Below are 17,354 nucleotides of genomic sequence, written 5' to 3'. Positions count from 1 at the left end.
GGCGTTTTCCAGCAAAGGGCGGATGGCTTCGAATTGTTCGCGACTGATATCGCTGGGGTAAGGGGTTCTCATTGGGCAAGCATCGCCGGTCTGGAGCTAGATGAAAAGACTTTGAACAGGTTCTAAGGAGTCTAGGTGCTGCTACCGTATTTGCCCTGGTCGCGTGAAGTCGGGCTTTTAGGTGCCTCGGGCCAAGCACGTCCGATAGCGCCCATCAACCCGCTTGGCAAACCATTCTGTTGTCAGCTTATGGGTAATCTTTGGGCTGCTAAGTCGTATCTGCGGGAATATGGCTCTGGGCGCGGGCTCGCCAGTTTGTCCATCAACCTGGTCAAATACGCGCTTGTAGAGCGGTGTTTGCTCAAATGCATTTTCCTTTTCCAACAACAGATCGCGTTCGATTTCAGCCGGGCTCATCTTGATCCGGACAGCCAGATCACGTAGCGCCAATTGTGTGTTGCTGGGTGTCTTGCTAGGACGGCCTGCCTCATAACGTAGTAGATCGCCGTCCCGATTGAGTTTGATTTTGCCGAGTCTTGCGACTGCGGCTTGAAATGCCGCGTTACGGCTGGAAAAACGCCCGGCATTGTAATCAGCAAAACGAAAGGCCATATCGGTGTAGGGTGCACGGTAGTGCAGCAGGTTGGCTACGCCGAAATAAGTGCCACCACGACGGGTGAAGACCTCATGGCGCAAACTGCCTTTGTAGGTATAAGGGTAGGGCCATGCCTTGGTATGGCCAGTCGCAAAATCAACGCTGACCTGCATTGGTCCGCCAGTGCGGATGGGGTTCTGCATGTTCAGCGGCAACCCCAATCGTTCTGCTTCTGCGGACATCTCTTCAAACAGCAGGTTCATCTGGGTTTCGGTACGCAGGCTGTCGATACGATCCCGGTAACTGCGGCCATTACCCGAGGCTCTGCCCAGTGCTGCTTTGACTACTGGAAGTGGCAAGCCATATTTATCGGCTTTGTTACCTATCTGCTCCCATACCATGCGGTTCAGGCCGGGCACGACAGGGTCTGCCTGCCAACTCGACTCCTGCTCGATCGTGGCGATGGCAGCGCAAAAGTATTCCTTGGTGTAAGGGATCTTCAACCCCTCGAAAGCTCCGAATATGTCTTGTGCCCAACCTGCACGGTCGCCGATTTTTGGCGGTAATAACTGATTCAGCAATGCTCGTCCGACATGGACGTCGCGGTAGCGGGTTGAAGTTGGTGTGGCGGGTCTGGGAGACTCTGTGTCAGGCACCGTGGCAGGGATCTTTTCTGTGGATGTGGGTGGTGTTTCTTCTGATGTCGGCTGGGGTTCGACGGGCAGAGTAGAGGGGGGATTACCTACCTTAATAGGGGCAGTGGGCTGAGAGGTGTAGGTACTGGCGCAACCTGCCAGTAGGCTGCCAACAATGAACAGTGATAGAGAGCGTAAAGGCACAATAGCGACACGGTATGGGAAGGTTTATGTTCGCGATAGTAGCCCGCTTCGCCAATTGGCGAAAAGCCGTGCTGTTGCAAGTAGGGTCCGTACAATGGCGGCATGACTATTTCCGCCCCTTATGAAACCCTGACGCCTGATTGTCTGCTAGATGCAGTCGACAGCCTGGGCCTGCGTAGCAGCGGCAGTTTGCTAGCGCTGAATAGCTACGAAAATCGCGTTTATCAGGTTGGAATCGATGAAGAACCACCGCTTATAGCCAAGTTCTACCGGCCGGCGCGTTGGAGCGACGCACAAATTCAGGAAGAGCATGCCTTTGTCGCGGAACTGGCGGCATTGGAGATCCCGGTAGTGGGCGCGTTGTCCATTAACGGGCAGACATTGCATCACCATGCGGGCTTTGCATTCTCGCTATTTCCCCGCCGTGGCGGCCGTACGCCGGAGCTGGATGATCCTGCCGTGTTGGAATGGTTAGGCCGTTTTCTTGGTCGTATTCATGCGGTTGGGCGGACCCAGCCTTACCAGCACAGGCCGACACTTGATATCGCCAGTTTTGGAGAGGAACCGGCAGCTTGGTTGCTGGATAGTGATTTCATTCCTTCGAACCTGCGAGACAACTATCAAGCTGTCGTTGAACAGGCCTTGGCAGGTGTTCGTACTTGTCTTGCCGATGCGGGGCAGGTCGAACAGATTCGCCTGCATGGCGATTGCCATGCGAGCAACGTACTGTGGACAGACGCCGGGCCGCATTTTGTGGACTTTGACGACAGCCGAATGGGGCCAGCCATTCAAGACCTATGGATGTTGCTCTCTGGCGAGCGTCGTGACCAGGTACACCAGATGGCGGATATTCTGGCGGGCTATGAGGATTTTTGTGAATTCAACCATCGGGAGCTGCACCTGATTGAAGCGTTGCGTACGCTGAGGTTGATTCATTACAGTGCCTGGTTGGCCCGGCGGTGGCATGACCCTGCATTTCCACAGGCTTTTTCGTGGTTTGGCACGCCGCATTATTGGGAGCAGAAGATTCTGGAGCTGCGCGAGCAAATCGCCCAAATGCAGGAGCCACCTTTGTGGTTAGCATGAAGTGGTATCTGATAGTGGAGTGGCGACATTCTTATCGAGAACAAAATGCTGCGGCATTCAGCCGATAATTGTCCCATTGGATGTTTCCTCTTGTGGTTGCTGGGAAGAGGCCCATATACCGGGGGCAGTATTTGAGTTTTACATCTAACCACTGTAAGGAACTGTCATGTCGCTTTCCATGTATCAAGCTTCCGTCCCGGTTTTTGTCCGCCTGCTCAGCAATCTTTCCAGCGTGTTGGAGAAAGCTGTCACCAGTGCCGAAGCGCGCAATATTGACCCCAGTGTATTTATCAATGCTCGTTTGGCACCGGATATGTTCCCGCTGGCTCGCCAAGTGCAGATCGCCGCTGATGCAGCCAAAACCTGTGCGGCTCTGCTGGCCGGCATCGAGGTGCCTAGCTACCCCGATACGGAAACGACTTTTCCAGAATTGCAGGCACGGATCGCCAAGACCATCGATTTTATTAAGAGCGTACCGGCTGAGAAGATAGATGGCAGCGAAGCACGTACCATTACGCTGAAGCGGCGTGACAAGGAAACAGTCTTCCAGGGGCAACCGTATTTGCTGACTTATGTCTTCCCCAACTTCTTCTTCCATATCACCACCGCCTATGCCATCTTGCGGCACAACGGTGTGGATATTGGTAAACGCGATTATCTAGGCCAGTTCTGAGTTTTTCGAGAGCCTGTCAGTAAAAAGCCGATGCAAATGCATCGGCTTTTTACTTTGTTGCCATGGGAAGCGGAGAGCGAGGATCAGTAGATAAATCGCTGGCGCATGTCCTCAAGGTTCAGCTCGTGCAAAATCTGCTCCAGCCTGCTCAGGGCATTCTTGCGTGGCGAGTTGGTCTGGCGGGCGATGATCAGCTCGTTTTTCATGGAGTGTTCCCAGCCTACAAGCTCCGTAACGGTTACCTGATAGCCACGGCTTTCCAGTTGCAGACAGCGCAATACATTGGTGATCTGGCTACCGAACTCGCGGGTATGAATGGGATGTCGCCAGATTTCGGACAGGGGTGTTTTGCCAAACGATTCGTTCTTGTGCTTGCGCAATGTCGCAGCAACTTCGGCTTGGCAGCAGGGCACCAGTACCATGAACTGCGCTTGTTTTTCCAAACCAAAACGGATTGCGTCATCCGTAGCGGTGTCGCACGCGTGCAAGGCGGTGACCATGTCGATCTGGTCGGGCAGCTTGCTATTGCTGGTTGATTCGGCAACCGATTGATTCAGGAAAGCCATGCGATCGAACCCAAGATGATGCGCCAGCTCCTGCGACTTGTTCACCAGGTCTTCACGCCACTCGATCCCGTACACGTAGCCGGCGTTGTGTGCTTTCAGTACCAGATCGTAAAGAATAAACCCCAGGTAGGATTTACCTGCACCGTGGTCAGCTAGGTTGACATCGCCTTTCTCGGCCAGTATTTCCGCCAACAGTGGTTCGATGAATTGAACCAGATGATAAACCTGCTTGAGCTTTCGCCGGCTATCCTGGTTGAGCTTGCCGTCGCGTGTAAGGATATGCAGCGCTTTAAGTAGCTCGATCGACTGACCGGGCCGAAGTTCTGGAAGGTTGCTCACGATAATGTCCTGACTTTTCAGGGCGCTATTTTAGCAAGCATATTCAAGGGCGCTGTGTACTGCTCATGCCAGAAGCTGTACGAGCCAGTTCCATCAAGCGGGCGAAGCGCGGTACTACTTCGTGGTTGCCCAGGCCCAGCAAGTTGTTGCCTACGGTTATTTCCGCTGTGCTCCAGCCGGGTACTGTAGTGGGTTGCACCATATCCAAGATCCAATGCCGATCACTCGCAGCAATCTCATCGCGTGCAGCAATGACGGCATCGGCTGACGCATCGAAAAATACATGGAACATATTGGTTCGAGGCACGGTTGGGTTGATACGCAACCCTTTAATGCCGGATAGTCCTTCTGCCAGTGAAACAGCCCGCCGGTAGCAGGCGGGCAGTTGTTCCAGGCGTGTATCAAAATGCATGTCGGCAGAGACAATCATGGGGTTTTGCTGGGACAGTGTGCCGCCAAAGCGCCGCCGCCATAGCCGTGCTTGCTCGATGAAGTCGGTTTCGCCTACCAGTACCGCGCCAGCAATGCCGCCGATGCCTTTGTAGACCGAGACATAAACCGAATCAAAGCCCGCGCAAATCTCGGCGTGGCTCCGGCCGTAGAATGGTTGGCTTTCCCACAACCGCGCACCATCCATGTGCAGTGGAATCTGCCGGGCGCGCGCTGCGGTTTTGAGGGCTTCCAGCTCGTCCCAGCTTGGCAACTGGCCACCTGCATAGCGGACAGGCAATTCCACAAGGAGGCAAGCCAACGATTGCTTGCAGGCATCCAGATCGCTTGCCAACATGGGGCGCAAACGGCTGCCTATCGGCACGCCATGCAGTTGTAGCACGGCTTGGTAGGCTTCTTCTTCTACCAACAGCAAATGTGACAATGGATGCATACCGATACGATGTATACCGGTCCGCTCGGACCACAACTGGACAGCAATCAGTTGCGCCATGATGCCACTGGGCATAAACAAGCCTGCGGGTTTTCCCAGCAATGTGGCGATCTTGTTTTCAAAGTCGGTAATCAGCGCACCGCTGCCGTAGCTATCGCGCTTCAGCTCATGCTGAGCGCACCAGTCCGCCATGGCGTGGAATTCATCTGCGAGGCTGAGCGCAGTAAAGCCGTTATAGTGGATATGGCATTGCTGCTGGAGTTGGGCGCGGTCTACTGGAGCGTTGGTAGGCATGGGTCGATTAGCAGAGCCTGAATGGGGCTGGCCAGTATGGCGACCCCTCCGCATCTCTACAATATCCGGCTGGCAGATCCGAGGGCTGTATTTGGGGACAGGCGATCGTGACAATCACTAGCTGGTGGCCTGCCAGACCAGGCAACGATTGTTTGCCGGCATTGCATGGTCTTCCAAAAGTGCCAAGCCTGCAGCAGAAGCCAGTTCGAATACGGCTTCAAAATCACGGATGCCCATTTCAGCGTTCTGTGACTTGAGCGAGGCATCGAAGGCGGCATTGCTGGTGCTGGTAAACCGTCCTTGGTAGTTGAATGGACCGTATATCACCACCATGGCTTTAGGCGATAGGGTGGCGGGTAAGCCCGCAAACAGCTTTTCGACTTCTGGCCAATGCATGATGTGCAGCGTATTGGCGCTGAATACACCATCGAACGGGCTCTCTGGCCATGCATGGTTAATGTCAAAAGTCAGCGGGGCAGGGGTGTTGGGTAGTTGCGCTTCATCCAGCCATAGGCGTATGCCGGGCAGGTTCTCAGCCCGGTCTGACGTTTGCCAGACAAGATGCGGCAGGGCCGCCGCGAAATGTACGGCATGCTGCCCGGTACCACTTCCGACTTCCAGAATATGGCGGCGGCTTGCAAAGCGCTCGCGCAGTATGGCCAGAATAGGCTTGCGGTTGCGTTCGCAAGCTGGTGAGTAGGGCTTTTCCATCACTTACCCGTTTTTGAGTGCCGCCAAATGATTCAGCCTAGTCGAATACGAACGCCTTGTGCGCTGCTGGCGACGCCCGCTTCAATAACACGCATCACCGCCAGGGCCTCGCTCGGTGGCACTGGGTTTTTTCCTACGCCAAGTAAAGCATCACGAATAGCGGCGTAGTAGGCGGTGTATTGGCCTTCGGGCAGGCTCAACTCGCGCTGACCCGTTTCGGTAAACAGTTTGGCGTGGCGTGGATCAACCGCCCAGCCGATGTCACCAGGGCGCAGGCCAGCTTTGAGTTGCTCTTCCTGCACGTCCAGCCCGCCTACCAACAGGCTGCCGCGTGTACCGGCCATCAGAAACCGCGGCGACCCGCCGGCCATGAGACAGCTGGCACCAAGCATTACCCGCTTGTCTGGATAGTGCAGTACGGCAAGTGCGTCGTCAGCAGCTTCCGCACCATCGCGCCGGGCGTGGATATCTGCCGTGATGGCTTCAGGTTGGCCGAAAAGCTGTAATGCCTGGTCGATAAGATGTGGGCCGAGATCGAACCAATTACCGGCGCCGGCTACAGCGCTTTCCCGCCAGCGTTTGCGCACGACAGGCCGGAAGCGGTCATAACGGGATTCGAACTGGGTGACGTTGCCCAGCTCGCCAGTTGCCAGCAATTGCTTCAGCAACAGGAAGTCGCTGTCCCAACGACGGTTATGAAAGACAGACAGTAATCGATCGGTTTGGCTTGCTGCCGCTTGTAAAGCTTCGGCCTCGGCCACATTTAGGGTAAAGGGTTTGTCGACAACCAGATGCTTGCCGGCGCGTAGTGCCGCACGAGCCAACGGGTAATGGCTGGCATTGGGTGTGGCAAGGACTACGAGATCGATCTCGGGACGTGCGAACAGGATTTCAGGTGTTTCGCACAGCCGTGTGGCCGGATAGTCGGCCGTGACGAGGTCGGCCTGGCTGCTTGCGATAGCAGCCAACTCCAGGCTGGAGGTCGCACTGATCAGCGGTGCATGGAAAGTTCGGCCTGAGTAGCCATAACCGACAAGCCCGACTTTGAGGACATGATGCATGTAAATCTTCTCCAAATACGCCTTTACTTGGGTTTTTAACCCAGTAGTCTGGACTTGTCGCCTACAAAATCATGACAAGGCAGCTGAAACTTCTTAGTCGTTCAATGGTCTTATTGCCTCGGTGGCCGATAAAATAACGGTCGCTATATCAAAATTAAGGGATGTTCACGGATATGAAACAGCTTCTTTTCACCCTGTTTGCAGTCTTTCTGAGTGTGAGCTTTATGGCAGTGGATGCAGAAGCTCGAAGGTTTGGCGGCGGTAAGTCGTCCGGCATGCAGCGCAGCGCGCCGCAGCGCGATGCGACACCGCAGCGCCTTAATCAGGGCCAGCCAGCAGCAGCGCCTGCTACGCCAAAGCGTAATTGGATGGGGCCTCTCGCTGGTTTGGCGGCGGGTCTGGGTCTGGCTGCGCTGTTTTCACATCTGGGCATGGGTGAAGGCTTCTCCAACTTTGTAATGATCGCTTTGCTTGCTGTGGCTGCTTTTGCGGTGATTGGGTTCATCATGCGTCGTATGCGGCCAGCAGCTGCAGCGCCTAAGGTCCAGTATGCCGGCGGCGGTAACGAGCCTGTTCAGTTCCAGTCGCAACAGCCCTATGGTTCGCAACAGCAACCTTATGGCTCGGTGAACGATACGCCGGCTTCCCAATTCAACAACGCTGCACAGGGTCCGGCGCAGTTCCCTGCTGGTTTTGATGTGGAATCCTTTGTCCGGGTCGCCAAGCTGAACTTTGTGCGCTTGCAAGCCGCTTACGATAAGGCTGACCTCGACGATATGCGCGAGTTCACGTCGCCAGAGATGTTTGCTGAAATCAAGTTGCAGATCAGCGAGCGTAAAGGTGCAGCCAACGATACCGATGTGGTCCAGCTTGATGCGGAAGTGATTGATTATGCGCAGGAAGGTCGTCGTGATATCGCCAGCGTGCGCTTTCATGGCCTGATCCGTGAATCGAAGGACGCCAGCGCCGAGCGGTTTGACGAAACCTGGCACTTGAGCCGTACCAACGATGGTAAGGCCGGCTGGATTGTTGCGGGTATCCAGCAGAACGGTTGATCGGTTGCTTTGTAATCGACTGAAACAAAAAGGGCGCTTCGGCGCCCTTTTTGTTTTCCTGGCCACAGGAACCTGGCAGGGGATAAATCTTTTCAAAGTCTTGTGAGCTAAGCGAGACAAGGCGAAAGTAGCCGAGGAAGCGGAGTTTATGAGGGGTAAATGAGCATTTCGAAGATGTTTTCAACGCTTTATCGCTAACGCGTAGCGAATTTTGAAGCGGTACTAGGGGATTTACCCCGGTTGTGATTGCCACTTATGAGCAGCAGAATCAATCCCTACCTTGAATAAAAAAGAGGAGCTTTGCTGTGATCACCTGCATCGAAGATTTGCGTGTACTGGCGAATAAGCGTGTGCCCCGCATGTTTTACGACTACGCCGATTCAGGGTCTTGGACAGAAAGCACCTACCGGGCAAATCAGGGGGATTTTCAGTCGATCAAGCTGCGTCAGCGGGTGGCAGTGGATATACGTAACCGTAACCTGTGTACACAGATGGCAGGTATCGATGTTGCCATGCCTGTGGCGCTGGCCCCCACCGGCTTGGCGGGTATGCAGCATGCCGATGGTGAAATCCTGGCTGCCCGTGCTGCCGCCCAGTTCGGTGTGCCGTTTACGCTGTCGACGATGAGTATATGTTCGCTGGAAGACGTGGCCGCACACACGAAAGCGCCATTCTGGTTTCAGCTCTACGTGATGCGGGATCGTGCATTTATCGAAGCTTTGATTGAGCGTGCCAAAGCCGCCGGTTGTGGCGCTTTGGTACTGACGATGGATTTGCAGATTCTTGGCCAGCGGCATAAAGACCTTATAAACGGCCTTTCCGCCCCGCCCAAACCGACGCTGAAGAATCTTCTCAACCTTATTACCAAGCCGCGCTGGTGCTTGGGTATGCTGGGTACGCGGCGCTATGGTTTTGGCAATATCATCGGCCATGCCAAGGGTGTGGGCGATCTTTCCTCCCTTAGCGCCTGGACTGCCGAGCAGTTCGACCCAGCGCTGAGTTGGGCTGATGTGGAGTGGATCAAGCAACGGTGGGGCGGCAAGGTCATCATCAAAGGCATCATGGATGCGGAGGATGCGCGTCTTGCAGCCCGATGCGGTGTCGATGCCATGGTCGTTTCCAATCACGGCGGGCGGCAACTTGATGGCGCGCCATCGAGCATTACCGCTCTGCCGGCAATCGTCGATGCGGTGGGTAAGGATGTTGAGGTCTGGCTAGATAGCGGCATCCGCTCCGGTCAGGACGTGCTCAAGGCAATGGCGTTGGGCGCCAAGGGCACCATGATAGGCCGCGCCTTCCTCTATGGGCTGGGCGCCATGGGTGAAACCGGTGTAACGCGTGCGTTGGAGATCATCGCGCGAGAACTCGATTTAAGCATGGCCTTCTGTGGCCGTACCGATATCCGCCAGGTTGATCGCAGCATTTTACTGCCAGGAAGTTACCCGACTGTTTAACGCGCTTTGAACGAGTTCTTAGAGACTGTTCAAAGTCTCGCGAGCTAAAGCAAGACAAGGCTAAAACAACTGAGGAAGCGGAGTTTACATGGGGCAAATGAGCATTCCGAGGGCGTTTTCAACACCGTATTGCTGATGCGCAGCAGACTTTGAGCAGGTTCTTATGTCGGATCTGGTTTGGCCTTGGCTTGCTTGGCCATGTCGCGCAGGCATTTGCCATACAGGCCCTCCACTTTTTCGCGTGCCCACGGTGTCCGGCGCAGAAAGGTCAGGCTGGATTTGATAGTGGGGTCGGCCTGAAAACAGCGGATTTCGATGCGTTGGCCCAGTTCCTTCCAGCCGTAGAACTCGACCAATGTGGTCAGCATTTTCTCCAAGGTCACGCCATGGTTGGTGTTGTTAACTTGAGCGCTGGTCATACAAAAGTCCTTGTTGAGCGAGCGCACATTGTAATGGCGTGGCCGGTCGGTCTGCGATTGGCAACAAGGTATCGGTGAATCAGCGCGATTCCTTGCAGTATGTGTGGAAATGGCAAGGTCCTGTTGGCGAATCGCCACGTCAACCCTGGATGCGGTTGACATAGAGGGTGCGTATCGCGTCTTCTAGGCCGTCCTTTTGGCTGAGCATGAGGACTGGTAAGCCTTTCAGCGAAAGTAAGAACCTTTTCAAGATATGTCGTGAGCAGCTGTCAGCAGGGCGAAGAGCAGCACATAGGCCCTGATCACAGTTGCGCAATAAGATCATGAACAGGTTCTAAGGGCATATATAGCCAAGTCGTTGAATACGTTTTCCTGATTATCTAGAGGGGTGCAAAAGCCCACATTGAAAATTGCGCAGGGGTTGAATCTAATTAGTGGCCTTCGCTTGTTCTTGCCTTTTAAGTCGCTGCTCCTAGGAATTGTTCATGCACTTGCGGTGCCGTCGAGATAAGGCGCTTCGGGCATGTTGTTTGGTCGTGCCAGTGTTCGGCATTGCATGGGAACGGAAAAACCAAGCGGCACGCTGATGGGGTCTTGCCTTTGTGATCTAACAGAGAGTTGATAATGCGTTCTTTTGTACATCGATGTCTGAAGGCAGCCATGGTGGCTGTGGTCCTTACCCCATGTTTCGCTGTAGATCTGCGGCTCTACAACTGGGGTGATTATCTGTCTCACGATGCGCTCAAGCGTTTTGAAGCGCAATGCAACTGCCGGGTGGTTGAAACCACCTACGGCACGATGGACGAAATGCTCGAAAACGTTGTCGATAAGGGCAAGGTATTCGATGTAATCGTGCCAACGAATTACGCCGTGTCCATACTCGCCAAGAAAGGTTTGTTGCAGCCCCTGGACCGCAACAAGGTAACCCGCATGAGCAATGTGGCCAAAGCCTTCGCCAACCCAGGTTATGACCCGGACAATCGTTACAGCGTGCCTTACGCTTTTACATCGACACTGCTTGGCTACAACGTCGATAAGATGCGCGAGCTAGGTATTGATACCAGCAGCTACAAAGCCCTGTTTGACCCTGAGTATCTGGGGAAATTGATGGGCCGGGTGTTTGTGATCAACGACTCACGTGAAGTGATGGCGGCGGCCCTTGTTTACAATGGTTTCTCTCCCAACAGTACGGACCCCGTTGAACTGGCTGCTGCCAAAGCCAGTATTGAGCAGGCCAAGCCGTACTGGGCGGGCATGAGTTTCAGTAGTCCCTTGGCTAACCAGACTTTTGGCGAAGAACTGGCGCTGGGCAATATCTGGATCGCCCTGGGTTTCTCCAGTGACTTCTTTATCGCCAGGACCAATCCAAAGGCAGCGCGGCGCAATATCAAGATCGAGTACCGCTACCAGCAGGAAGGGAACGTATTAGGTGTCGACAACTTGGTTATCCATCGCAAGTCGGAGAATCAGGAGCTGGCCCACCAGTTCATCAACTTCATGCTGGATGGAAAGAATTCTGCAGCGTTGACCAACGAAATTGGGTCGGGCAACCCCAATGAGGCGGCAAAGGCGTATGTACGACAAGAGTTGCGCAGCAGCCCTGCGATCTTCCCTTCGCCCGTTGCTGCCAGAAATCTGCATCAGCTGACTACTTGGGACAGCAATGTGCAGAAGTCGTTTGATGCTTGGTGGGTGAAGCTGAAGGGGGGCTAGAACCTATTCATGATCGTACTGCGCAGCTGTGATCAGGGTTCATGTGCTGCTCGAAAGCCTCGTGTACTTAAGTACATGCCGGTTTCTGCGCTGCGCTTCACCCTGCTGACAGCTGCTCGCGACAGATCATGGATAGGTATTCGAAACTAGTCTGCTGCGCGTCAGCAGTACAGCGTTGAAAACACCCTCGGAATGCGCATTTACCACGCGTAAACTCCGCTTCCTCGAGCGTTTTCGCCTTGTCTTGCTTTAGCTCGCGAGACCTTTGCGCTGCGCTTATTCCCCCTGGCGACAAATCGTGAACGACTTCTTGGTGTTCGTGTCCAAACCCCAGTTACCAGCAGGAGTAAAGATCATCGATTTTCATCTCGTTTCATCGCCAAGTGCGGGCGGGGCGTTGCGCCAGGGAATAAAACAACGCCTGATGTCGGGCAAGGTGTTCTGCGTTGGCGATTCGTTCGAGCTTGGCCCACTTGATGATGGCCGAGAGCGGGTTCGTTTCTGGCGTACCCTCGTGCAAGGTTGTTATGAAGAGTCTGTCGAGCCGCTGTGGAGCCCCGGCCTGGATGAGGCTGATCGTGATCCGGACGATAGTTTTGCGGTTTGGCGGTCGCTTAGAAAGCGGCTTGAGCAGGATAAGCCAGCACGTCTGTTGATCTGGGCAAGTGGCAGTGGGTCTGATTACGTATTTCTGCGTATGGCGTGTCATTGGCTTGGCATGTGCCAAGTACCACTGGTGCATGTGCCGGTACCCGCGCGCGATGGGTATCACGCGGTGGCGGTGCACGAGGAAGACGGGTTGGCGGCTTGTTTGCCAAACGCGGTAGTGTTGTCGCCCATGGTTATCGATGCCTGGGCGCAGGAGTTCCTATCGATTGCTGCTCGTCCTTCGCAATTGCGAGAGTGCAATGAAGCGGGTGAACTGGTCTACAGGGATGTGTCTGTGCATGACCATCTGCTGCTCAATGCATGCGGGCCGGAGTGGCTTGCTGCTGCTCGGGTAGTGGGTCAAGCGATGGGCAATTGCGACCCCAGGAATAGTTTAGGCGATGTCTTCCTGAGTTCACGCTTGCAACACCTGATTGCAACAGGATTGGTGGAGGCGAATGGTCCGCAGGTTTCCCTTCGCAGCTTTCGCGTGAGGTGTACCGCTGCGTCGTAGCGTGGTATTGATTTATCCGCCCCGCATTCCTATCCGAATACGGGGCGTTTTCATTATGGCTATTCGCGCAACGTGATTTTACTGCCGACAGTCTGTGCTGCTATTTCACTGGCCTTGAATGGCAAGGCAACCCACCGGCCGCTGCTGTATACCGCGGTCTGGTCACGATAGTAAGGTGATGCAGGATTGGTGGACTGGGAATAGGTAAGAATGCCGCGGGCGACAGGGCCGTTGCTGTCAAAGGTAACCGCCTGGATATAGCTGCTGCCGTAGACAATGGGGGTGTAACCTGTGGCAGACAGACCTGCTGCGGGGGTCATTTTGTTGAAGGTGCCTTCGAACTCGTCGCCACCATCAATATGAAGCTTGTTCGCGCCTGAGCCCACGTATTGAATATCTTGCAATGGCGTAGACAGGGCGACACCGTTGGCCGTAAGTTTTTCTACACTATCGGCAAGAGCCTTGAGTAACGCGGTGTTGACTGTGGCATCGCCGATATTCAACCCACGTGGGGTATTGATAGGGCTGGCTGGATCGAACGGTGTTGTCCATAGATTGGGCAATAAGCGTGCACTACGCCAGAACTCGCGGAATAGGGGTACACCTACAGCACTGAAGTTCATACGCTTGTTCCAGGCTGCCAGGGTATTGCAGGCCTCGGTGAGGTTGATGCTGTTGCCGCTGGTTGCGGTAACAACGGGTGTGGCACGGCATGAGGTGACGAGACTGTCTGTTACCAACTCAGCCGAATAGCTGCGTGCATCGAAAAAGATTTCCTCGATATTGTCGAGGTTGAAGCGCTTGCCTGCTTTACCATCACCCCCAGTCAGCCTGTCGGCAATTTGCGAGAAAGCCATGCGGGTCCGGTGAGACTGTTCCTTTGCGTTGTCGCCGATAATGAGCGGCAGGTTGTTATTGAGCTGTGCTGGGTTGGCCAACCACGCACTTTCATTGCTATTCGCCACATAGTCGCTACGTATCATGGCTGGCATCTGGGTGGTGGGATAGCTTGGTCGGTTGGCGCTCGAATCCACATCCCATTCACAGGTATGCGTGCTGCCATCAAGCACAAACAATCGTTTGGCGAAAACTGCCTGTGCGACAGATGAGGTGGCGCAGCTTGTCAGCTTGGCATTGGTCACATAGGGGGTGGCGGAAATGTCGGCATACAGTGTCTTGCCGTGGCGGTCTGCTGCGAGGGTATTGACCCAGGGCAAGCCGTTTACGCCAAGCAATGCCTGCCGGACGTCTTCTACAGACGTTGCTTTTGCCATGTGCAGCCATTGCTCGATCATGCGGCTGTTCTCGAAGTTGACGTCTTTGATGGCATAGGCCCTGGTACTGGTCCAGGCAAGATCCGGGGTGACCAGAATCGGGCCGTGGCGCGAGCTGTAAAGCTGTCGCGTACGGGTTTCCAAAGTGCCATCGGGCCGTAGTGCCTCGATGCTGACGGTTTTCTGCTGCAGTGGTTTGACTTCGCCATCGAACACGTATTGCATACCGTTCTGCAGCGTCAGCTCAAACAGGGTAAAGCGCCTGCCGGTCGAGACCGTGTGACTCCAGGCAATATCCTTGTTGAAGCCGATATTCACCAGTGGGAAGCCGCCCAGCGAAGCACCCATGACATCGAATTGACCAGGCACTGTGAGGTGCATCTGGTAGAAGCGATTGGTGGTGGACCAGGGGAAGTGTGGGTTGCCCAGTAGCATGCCGCTGCCATTTGCAGTGGCATCGCTGCCAAAACCATAGGCGTTGCTGCCCGGTTGTGGTCGCGCATTCCAATCCTGGTTGAATAGTTCGACCGTGCTTTGTGAATCCTGTGCCAGTTTGGCTTTGACAGCAGGGGCGGCCGCTGGTGGTGCTGCTCTGGCAATTGCCGTTACATAGTTACCAAGGCCGGACAAGATTGCTTTGTCCGTCATCAGCCGGTACATATCGAGACGCGACATCGGCTTTACCCAGGCTGCGCCATCACAGCTCGTGGGTATTGTGTTGGTTCTGTCCCGTAAAAGCCGGTTGTAGCCCGCCACATAACCATCAAACATCTCCTGTGCGGGCTCAGACAGGTTGGCATAGATGGCATTGAGGCTCGCATCATCGAGCAGAGCGCGGAAGAAGAAGTCACTGTCCAGATTGGTGATGGTTGAACCCGGCTGTACGGTCAGATCTGGCCCGAGAAATTTGGAGCGCTCGCCACGTACGGTCAGCAGCTGATCCGCCAGCAGACAGAGATTGTCTTCTGCATAGGCATAGGCAACGCCATAGGCTGCGCCGCCAACCGTACTTGCTTCGATATGCGGCACGCCGTAATTGGTCCGTGTGATAGTGAGATTGTATTTCAATGGGGTGGATTTATTGCTGATGGTGCAGCCACTGGTCAGCGTGCAAGCCAGTACCAATGCCAGTGTTGTGGTGCTAAGAGGAACAACGGGGTGCTGCGGATGCATAACGTCTCCTTTTTATTGTTCGAGCAGGTCGCGCACAGCACGTGTTGAGATCGGCTGGACGCTTTGCTGCAAGCAGCATAGCCGGGAGTTAGCTGAAATCATCCTCGGTAGTGTTATGTCACTCAGAGTAGGTGTTCAAGTGTTGTACTTGATCGGATCGTACTGATTACAAGGCAACGGCAGGTACGTGTAAGCTGCTGTACCAGTCCAGATATTTATCGTTGTGCAATATGTCCCGTCGTTCTTCCCCTTTGCCCAATCGCTATGGTGTGGCGCCCAGTTTTCTCTGGTTGCCACGCGAGTCATGGCCAGACCTGATTACGTTCCTGGTGCAGCGTTTCCCGCATATGGAAGAGGCTGTGTTACGCGGTCGACTGGAGCGTGGTGAACTGGTGGATGAGGCGGGTAAACCTTTGGCAGCGCATAGCCCGTTTCAAGCCGGTACCCGAATCTGGTACTACCGTGAGGTACGAGAGGAAACGCCTGTGCCGTTTGAGGAGGTGGTGCTGCACCGCGATGAGCGCTTGCTGGTCGTCGATAAGCCCCACTTTCTTTCCATCATTCCGGCAGGACGGCATTTGCGAGAGACCTTGTTGACGCGCTTGCGGCTCAAGCTGGACCTGCCAGAGCTGTCGCCTTGCCATCGGCTGGATCGGGAAACGGCGGGCGTGGTGCTGTTTTGTCTGCATCCGCCTAGCCGTGGTGCGTACCAGAAGCTGTTCGAGGCTCGTACCGTACAAAAGACGTATGAGGCGATTGCTCCCTACCGTGCTGATCTTGCCTTGCCATTGGTACATCGCAGCCGGTTGGAGGAAGGGGAGGGCTTTTTCACCATGAAGGAAGTCGAGGGTGAGCCTAATAGCGAAACGCGTATTTCCCTATTGGCTCGGCATGGCGAGTGGGCGCGTTACCAGTTGGAACCCCATACCGGTAAGAAGCACCAGCTGCGCGCACACTTGGCTGCATTGGGCATACCGATTCATAACGACCCTTGGTACCCGGTACTGCAAGCAGAAAAGGGCGACGACTTCAGCCAACCGTTGCAGTTATTGGCACGTAGTATCGAGTTTATTGATCCATTCAGCGGTATTGCAAGACGTTTCGACAGCCAACGTAAGCTGTATTGGCCGGAATGAAAGCAAGAGGGGGGCGTGCTTAATGTCGGATTGCTGGCTCGCAGCAGACTTTGAGCCGGCGATCAGATTAACTCAATACTCCCGTACTGCGGTTCCTTCAACACTCCTTCCGCCAGCAGGCTGGAATAGCTAAACACTCGATTCCTGCCTGCCCGTTTTGTTTCGTATAAAGTCTGGTCGGCTCTACTGATGATTTCCCTGGCTGAGTAATGCCCGTCCAGCCTTGCATAGCCGATGCTGATAGTGACTTGGCCTATTTGTGGAAGAGGCGTGCTTTCTATCGTCTGGCGCAGGCGTTCAAGCTGCTGGTGAATGGCATTGGCATCGTGTGTTGCACTAATGGCGATGAATTCCTCACCACCATAGCGGTATAAAAGGTCACCATTCCGTAGTGTTTGCTGCATCAGTCTGGCAATCAACAGCAACACCTCATCGCCTATCGTATGGCCATAGGTGTCGTTGATACGCTTGAAATGATCGATATCAATCATTGCCAGCCAGTAGGCTGGTGGAAGCTTATTGTTACGCTTCTCCTCGCCATCCGGTATCCCATCGAGTGAGGGCATGTCAGCTTTGTTCGGCCGGGCATTGTTGAGATTGATCATGATCTTATCGAGACTCTGGTCGAGCGAGTATCGATTCAAGAGGCCCGTCAGCTTGTCCCGCTGGCTTTCGTCCAATAACGTGGCGAAGTTGCGATAGACCGATAAAATGCCACGTACCAGCATATCTTCCGGCTCTTCGAGCTTATGTGCCGACTCGAATACCAGATAGGCTGTGATGGCGTGCTTGTTGGGTAATCCCCCCATTTTTAAGGGGAGTCAGAAGTAGCGCTATGCGACCATGGCCAGCCGCTGTATTGGGGTAATACCGCCCAAGGCCATGTTAGGGCGTTCGTGATTGTAGAACCAGATCCAATCC

At 54.6% G+C, this 17,354-nt stretch carries 15 protein-coding genes; 7 read left to right on the top strand and 8 right to left on the bottom strand.

Annotation, left to right across the window (positions count from 1 at the left end; translation table 11 throughout):
- Positions 1 to 177 precede the first annotated feature (177 nt).
- A complete protein-coding gene (locus ACUHMQ_RS17800; protein ID WP_445296805.1) occupies positions 178 to 1,434 on the bottom strand; it encodes a DUF1615 domain-containing protein in 1,257 nt (418 codons plus the stop codon).
- 102 nt (positions 1,435 to 1,536) lie between these two features.
- On the opposite strand from ACUHMQ_RS17800, the gene ACUHMQ_RS17795 reads away from it, so the two are divergent.
- Complete coding sequence (locus ACUHMQ_RS17795) at positions 1,537 to 2,520, top strand: SrkA family protein kinase (RefSeq protein WP_445296804.1); 984 nt, start codon at positions 1,537 to 1,539, stop codon at positions 2,518 to 2,520.
- A gap of 166 nt (positions 2,521 to 2,686) precedes the next feature.
- Positions 2,687 to 3,193, top strand: coding sequence for a DUF1993 domain-containing protein (locus tag ACUHMQ_RS17790; protein ID WP_445296803.1), 507 nt, complete (start codon positions 2,687 to 2,689; stop codon positions 3,191 to 3,193).
- Between the two features lie 83 nt (positions 3,194 to 3,276).
- On the opposite strand, the gene ACUHMQ_RS17785 is transcribed toward ACUHMQ_RS17790, so the two are convergent.
- The 4 genes from ACUHMQ_RS17785 to ACUHMQ_RS17770 all read right to left on the bottom strand — a co-directional run bounded on the left by ACUHMQ_RS17785 (position 3,277) and on the right by ACUHMQ_RS17770 (position 7,047).
- The gene (locus ACUHMQ_RS17785) at positions 3,277 to 4,098 is read right to left on the bottom strand and encodes a class I SAM-dependent methyltransferase (protein WP_445296802.1); all 822 of its coding nucleotides are present in this window, start codon (positions 4,096 to 4,098) and stop codon (positions 3,277 to 3,279) included.
- Between the two features lie 43 nt (positions 4,099 to 4,141).
- A complete protein-coding gene (locus ACUHMQ_RS17780; RefSeq protein WP_445296801.1) occupies positions 4,142 to 5,275 on the bottom strand; it encodes a threonine aldolase family protein in 1,134 nt (377 codons plus the stop codon).
- A 117-nt stretch (positions 5,276 to 5,392) separates the two neighbouring features.
- Positions 5,393 to 5,986 carry a DUF938 domain-containing protein gene (locus ACUHMQ_RS17775; RefSeq protein WP_445296800.1) on the bottom strand — a complete coding sequence of 198 codons (594 nt, stop codon included), beginning with the start codon at positions 5,984 to 5,986 and terminating at the stop codon, positions 5,393 to 5,395.
- A 32-nt stretch (positions 5,987 to 6,018) separates the two neighbouring features.
- On the bottom strand, positions 6,019 to 7,047 hold the full coding sequence (locus ACUHMQ_RS17770) for an oxidoreductase (protein ID WP_445296799.1): 1,029 nt from the start codon (positions 7,045 to 7,047) through the stop codon (positions 6,019 to 6,021).
- A 173-nt stretch (positions 7,048 to 7,220) separates the two neighbouring features.
- Between ACUHMQ_RS17770 and ACUHMQ_RS17765 the strand changes: the two genes are divergently transcribed.
- Both ACUHMQ_RS17765 and ACUHMQ_RS17760 read left to right on the top strand, forming a co-directional pair.
- Positions 7,221 to 8,102, top strand: coding sequence for a Tim44 domain-containing protein (locus ACUHMQ_RS17765; RefSeq protein ID WP_445296798.1), 882 nt, complete (start codon positions 7,221 to 7,223; stop codon positions 8,100 to 8,102).
- Positions 8,103 to 8,407: 305 nt separating this feature from the next.
- Positions 8,408 to 9,556 carry an alpha-hydroxy acid oxidase gene (locus tag ACUHMQ_RS17760; RefSeq protein ID WP_445296797.1) on the top strand — a complete coding sequence of 383 codons (1,149 nt, stop codon included), beginning with the start codon at positions 8,408 to 8,410 and terminating at the stop codon, positions 9,554 to 9,556.
- 161 nt (positions 9,557 to 9,717) lie between these two features.
- Here ACUHMQ_RS17760 and ACUHMQ_RS17755 read toward each other — a convergent pair whose 3' ends face one another.
- Positions 9,718 to 9,975, bottom strand: a complete 258-nt coding sequence (locus tag ACUHMQ_RS17755; protein WP_445296796.1) for a VF530 family protein — start codon at positions 9,973 to 9,975, stop codon at positions 9,718 to 9,720.
- A gap of 624 nt (positions 9,976 to 10,599) precedes the next feature.
- Between ACUHMQ_RS17755 and ACUHMQ_RS17750 the strand changes: the two genes are divergently transcribed.
- Complete coding sequence (locus ACUHMQ_RS17750) at positions 10,600 to 11,688, top strand: ABC transporter substrate-binding protein (RefSeq protein WP_445296795.1); 1,089 nt, start codon at positions 10,600 to 10,602, stop codon at positions 11,686 to 11,688.
- 298 nt (positions 11,689 to 11,986) lie between these two features.
- Complete coding sequence (locus tag ACUHMQ_RS17745) at positions 11,987 to 12,850, top strand: DUF3658 domain-containing protein (protein ID WP_445296794.1); 864 nt, start codon at positions 11,987 to 11,989, stop codon at positions 12,848 to 12,850.
- Positions 12,851 to 12,909: 59 nt separating this feature from the next.
- Here ACUHMQ_RS17745 and ACUHMQ_RS17740 read toward each other — a convergent pair whose 3' ends face one another.
- Complete coding sequence (locus tag ACUHMQ_RS17740) at positions 12,910 to 15,297, bottom strand: penicillin acylase family protein (protein WP_445296793.1); 2,388 nt, start codon at positions 15,295 to 15,297, stop codon at positions 12,910 to 12,912.
- A 230-nt stretch (positions 15,298 to 15,527) separates the two neighbouring features.
- Here ACUHMQ_RS17740 and ACUHMQ_RS17735 point away from each other — a divergent pair, with 230 nt between their 5' ends.
- Positions 15,528 to 16,433, top strand: a complete 906-nt coding sequence (locus ACUHMQ_RS17735; RefSeq protein WP_445296792.1) for a pseudouridine synthase — start codon at positions 15,528 to 15,530, stop codon at positions 16,431 to 16,433.
- A gap of 62 nt (positions 16,434 to 16,495) precedes the next feature.
- Here ACUHMQ_RS17735 and ACUHMQ_RS17730 read toward each other — a convergent pair whose 3' ends face one another.
- Positions 16,496 to 17,242, bottom strand: a complete 747-nt coding sequence (locus tag ACUHMQ_RS17730; RefSeq protein ID WP_445296791.1) for a GGDEF domain-containing protein — start codon at positions 17,240 to 17,242, stop codon at positions 16,496 to 16,498.
- Positions 17,243 to 17,354 lie beyond the last annotated feature (112 nt).

Source organism: Chitinimonas violaceus, assembly GCF_052601015.1.
The sequence above is the reverse complement of the archived record's forward strand: the minus strand, read 5'-3'. Positions and strand labels throughout refer to the sequence as shown.

What these genes read in the sequence shown, in the direction of transcription:
- ACUHMQ_RS17795 (WP_445296804.1), top strand. Translation starts at nt 1,537, where the DNA reads ATGACTATTTCCGCCCCTTATGAAACCCTGACGCCTGATTGTCTGCTA.
- ACUHMQ_RS17790 (WP_445296803.1), top strand. Translation starts at nt 2,687, where the DNA reads ATGTCGCTTTCCATGTATCAAGCTTCCGTCCCGGTTTTTGTCCGCCTG.
- ACUHMQ_RS17780 (WP_445296801.1), bottom strand. Translation starts at nt 5,275, where the DNA reads ATGCCTACCAACGCTCCAGTAGACCGCGCCCAACTCCAGCAGCAATGC.
- ACUHMQ_RS17775 (WP_445296800.1), bottom strand. Translation starts at nt 5,986, where the DNA reads ATGGAAAAGCCCTACTCACCAGCTTGCGAACGCAACCGCAAGCCTATT.
- ACUHMQ_RS17770 (WP_445296799.1), bottom strand. Translation starts at nt 7,047, where the DNA reads ATGCATCATGTCCTCAAAGTCGGGCTTGTCGGTTATGGCTACTCAGGC.
- ACUHMQ_RS17765 (WP_445296798.1), top strand. Translation starts at nt 7,221, where the DNA reads ATGAAACAGCTTCTTTTCACCCTGTTTGCAGTCTTTCTGAGTGTGAGC.
- ACUHMQ_RS17755 (WP_445296796.1), bottom strand. Translation starts at nt 9,975, where the DNA reads ATGACCAGCGCTCAAGTTAACAACACCAACCATGGCGTGACCTTGGAG.
- ACUHMQ_RS17750 (WP_445296795.1), top strand. Translation starts at nt 10,600, where the DNA reads ATGCGTTCTTTTGTACATCGATGTCTGAAGGCAGCCATGGTGGCTGTG.
- ACUHMQ_RS17740 (WP_445296793.1), bottom strand. Translation starts at nt 15,297, where the DNA reads ATGCATCCGCAGCACCCCGTTGTTCCTCTTAGCACCACAACACTGGCA.
- ACUHMQ_RS17735 (WP_445296792.1), top strand. Translation starts at nt 15,528, where the DNA reads ATGTCCCGTCGTTCTTCCCCTTTGCCCAATCGCTATGGTGTGGCGCCC.
- ACUHMQ_RS17730 (WP_445296791.1), bottom strand. Translation starts at nt 17,242, where the DNA reads ATGGGGGGATTACCCAACAAGCACGCCATCACAGCCTATCTGGTATTC.